The sequence below is a fragment of the Variovorax sp. P4_D9 genome (assembly GCF_056401695.1).
This window is the reverse complement of record NZ_JBFUIU010001076.1, coordinates 1-2,519: the sequence shown is the minus strand read 5'-3', so window position 1 is coordinate 2,519 and position 2,519 is coordinate 1. Positions and strand designations below refer to the sequence as shown.

Annotated in this window: 2 protein-coding genes; one reads left to right on the top strand and one right to left on the bottom strand. The window is 62.1% G+C overall.

The window, feature by feature from the left end:
- Positions 1 to 689 precede the first annotated feature (689 nt).
- The gene (locus AC1DY5_RS51100) at positions 690 to 1,382 is read right to left on the bottom strand and encodes a hypothetical protein (RefSeq protein WP_478121928.1); all 693 of its coding nucleotides are present in this window, start codon (positions 1,380 to 1,382) and stop codon (positions 690 to 692) included.
- Positions 1,383 to 1,906: 524 nt separating this feature from the next.
- Between AC1DY5_RS51100 and AC1DY5_RS51095 the strand changes: the two genes are divergently transcribed.
- Positions 1,907 to 2,519 (top strand): hypothetical protein (locus AC1DY5_RS51095; protein WP_478121927.1); only part of this gene is annotated, 613 nt, incomplete at its 3' end.

Genomic DNA, 2,519 nt, shown 5'->3' with positions numbered 1-2,519 from the left:
TCAGCAGCCATAGCCAAGGTCTGTTGCTTCATGTCGAAGGCAATGCATGCGGCATGCCATCGGTTGACTTGATCAGCGTTGCCCTAGGCCCCCTCCCTGGATCGGGCAGATCCGGGTAAAGCCGGGAAACCAGCTGGCCCCATCGAACGCGAGGGCCGGCATGCCTTCTCCAGCAACGCGCTTCTGGGCTGCGCCCGCGGGCTGACACCGATGGTCTGCTTTCGGGCAGTGAGTCGAGCTCTGCCAACATCGCTGATGGGCCCGAACCGGGCCTACAGCGGACGGCAATGGAGCCCGGAAGCGGCCGTTGGATGCGCGCTGCACCGGCGCCGGCGGAACTTTGAAAACGCGAGCGGTACAACTTTGAAAATGGCGCTCGTAGCTGTTGATTTTCCTGGGTAAGGAAGTGCGACAACCTTGGAGGAACTCAGGTGGCCCCGCCCGCGCAGGTCCTTGCACAACGAGACGGACCGATGCCGGCTCTAGTACAGGTATACGGCGCCGCTGTTCGGGCGGCCATCAGGCATTCTTAAGGAACTGGGCCCGTTTTTGTCGCCCACTCCGTGCGCGAGCTTTCGAGCCTTCGCGAAAGCCAGGCGGCGACCACAGCAGCGCCGCGCCATCTCGAAAAGTCCGGGAACAGCCTCCCCCGCGCCAAGACGCAATCATGTCCCGATTCGCGACAGGCGTCAGCTGTTCTGGTCTCCCACCCGCGCCTTGTCCTTCGGGTCCACGAGGGCGTCGTAGCCGAACTGGACACCGACGAGCGCCACGCCAACGGCAACCGTGGGAACGCCAAGCAGTCCGGCCAGGGACGGGGTCACTGCGAAATCGAACAGCAGTGTCGCAAGGTCGAGGCTCGCCTTGAATGACTTCGATTCAGGCGCGTCCATGTATTCCTTGATTGTCCTGCCGTCCTTCAGTCTGGCTTTGTCCACGCAGTACAGCGCAACGACCTTGAAAAGGCCGCGCTCCTGGTCCACGTCGAACTTGAAGTCCGCCCACGTGATCGCCTGTCCATCATTAGGGTCCGCACTGAATCTCTTCCGCTCGTTCCAGATCCCCGGCCTACGCAACTCATCGAGCACCTCGAGCTCGCTGGCTGCGTCGTCTACAAGCGGGACCATCGACTCATTGTTGTCAGGCCACGGCCACGCTCTCCTGGCGCCAGTGACTCCTCCTGGCGCAGTCCGATCAATCGGCCTGGCAAACTTCCGCTTCAATGCGATGCCGACTAATCGTTGCACCCGAAGCTGCTCGCCATTGCTCAGCAGCTCCTGCAGCGACAGCTCATACTCCGCGCGCGCGAGATCGTCCAACTCCTGCAAACCGGTGTCGATCTGCGCCTTGAGAACATCGGGCAGAGGTTCAACAGCCTTCATGGCGCGTCCTCCTTTATTGAACGGGAAAACAGGTGTACTCCGGTATCGCCATGAAAGCGTCCCCAGATGGGGGGATCGTTGGTCGAGGCTCGGGTCCCTCAGAATGCGTAGCGACCAGCGCGCGCGAAAACTCTATCTCGAGCGGAGGGTGAAGTGACCTATCCGGAAAAGATACGGCGCGCGCAAGTCGTTGATTCGCTGAGGAGTCGGCCGCCGCGGAGCCCAAACGCCCCTGCCGTCTTCCCTGGAGCTCCGGCCAAGACCGGGCAGGGTAGGGCGGGGCGGGGGCGTACGCCCCGATCGCATTGAAGCGCGTGCGCACTGACCACGTGGCGGTCAACAATGGGCAGCCAGCCGCTTCCGGCCAAAACCGGAAGTTCGGCACGGCCGTCCAGTTTGCCGCCAGCCGTGCCCTCGGAACTGGCCCTCTTCTCTGACACTTCACGCGGGCTTCTCAGGAAACGCACGGTGCTGCTCTATTGTGGCTCATGGTTCGCACGTCCAAGACTTGGAAGGTTCGGTTTGTGACCCGCTCGTGGGCGAAAGTTGCTGCGCCGCTGTTGCTGACGCTGGCCATAGCGAGCGAGGCGTCGGGCTCGCCGTTGGGGTTCGCAGGTCTCGCGCTAACCGGCTCAGTGGCTCGACCTGAGTGCCTGGAAGCGCTCGTCATTGCCAAAGCAGCCTTTACATCGGACTCTCCTCGTCTTTTTGCCCCCCTGGTACTTCCCCGAACGCTTACAAGCACACTGGTGTTGGGAGCGACCGAACTCGACATCTCCGGCGGCGATGCACTTCAAGTCGATGAGGCGACGTTCGAAAAGCATCACGCCGAAGGCACCCGCTCCGTCATTTGGCAGCGCGATGGCGAACAGGGGCGTCGGTTGGTCGTGCAAGAGATTCCGCACGGGTGGCGCGGAGATGCCTATACCGCCTTCATCGCGCCTGAAGGGCTGACGGTAAGCGATTTTGTCGCGCGTCTTGACCAACCCGCGCAGGGAACCTCGAATGAGGAGATTTTCTCGGGCGGATGGAGGCCGCCGCTGGTATTCCGCCGGGACGAGTCTGGGCCGATTTGGCTCATCGATGTTGGTCAGCCCTGGGTTTTTCTTGGGGCCTGGACGGTGTATGCAGTGAAAC